This window comes from Methylibium rhizosphaerae (assembly GCF_006386545.1).
In the GTDB taxonomy this organism is placed as follows: domain Bacteria; phylum Pseudomonadota; class Gammaproteobacteria; order Burkholderiales; family Burkholderiaceae_C; genus Pseudorivibacter; species Pseudorivibacter rhizosphaerae.
Window position 1 is genome coordinate 1 of record NZ_SWAR01000144.1, and the last position, 1,101, is coordinate 1,101.

The following is a 1,101-nucleotide window of genomic DNA, read 5'->3' on the forward strand; positions in this document are numbered from 1 at the left end:
ACGGGCCAGTGCGTTGACCTATTGCTCCATCACGAGCTCGTGCTCTCAGGGGTGTCTGGTTTGGCGCACTGTCCGCGAAAACCAACTCACGTCGGATGATTGGGAAGATACAAGGGGTTAGCCCTCACGTGAAACGCACGATAGCGTGCATGCATGCGACTACCTTGATCCCTCACCGCCCGGCCCACTGGGAACCTCACTGGGAGGCGAACGAGTGGGCTGAGGACCCAGCGCCTCCCGCTCAGCCTTTGCTTGAGCGACAGCACTTTCGTTGAGCCCACGGCCAATGCGACGCCCCAGAGGGCCGACTCCGAAGGCAACTGGAAAGAACACGAACAAGGCATACGCGAAGAAGAGCAAGACAAAGAGCAACCGAGGCAAGTACTCAGCGGCGAGTGCGAGGAGCACCAGAGACAGAAGCCAGAAGACCCACACCTTCGCGCCATGCACGAGTAGCGAGCGGTAGAGATGGAGCTTACTCATGGGGGCTAACGTTCGACATGAGCGGCAGCCGGAGGCTGTCCGCTCGATGGAGGGGTTAGGCTCGCGCGCGCCCAACCAGAATAGGTGGCCGCCACCACGCAGAACCACACGAAGGAAGGCACGCTAGCGAACAGCACTTCGGGAAGCGACATACCGGACCAGAGGCCGATTGCCGCTCCAACAACCGAGCTGACAAAGCCGAGGAGCACCGAAAACGGAGCGGGCGCACCACACCACGACTTGCCGAGAATCAACCAGGCCGGCACCACGAAGAGACCGATGCCGATTGCGGATGCAAGGGCGAAGAACGGCACGAGAAGAACCAAGTACGCCACCGAGCTAGCCACGGAATGGCCGGACAGGAAACCCCATGCCCAAACTACGAGCCCACCAACGACAGATGCGACCACGTACGCAGTGAGATCGAATGGAGCTTTGGTGTACATCGCGCTGCGCCTGAGGCGGGCCTAACGTTCGACATGAGCGGACCGCGACGGCGCGCTCGGTGTGGCCGAAGTGCACGACTGCGCCTCGCCGTTGTGGGTCCGCTCGATGGAGGGGTTAGAGCACATTGTTTTGTGACGAGCCATCCGATTCGCCCGTTTGAGGGTAGGTGCA

1 protein-coding gene is annotated in these 1,101 nt (G+C 61.0%); it reads right to left on the reverse strand.

All coding sequences use genetic code 11. The features are described from left to right. Positions 1-488 precede the first annotated feature (488 nt). Entirely contained in the window at positions 489-929 is a 441-nt protein-coding gene (locus E8D38_RS27835; RefSeq protein ID WP_140637557.1) for a hypothetical protein, read from the reverse strand. Positions 930-1,101: the final 172 nt, after the last annotated feature.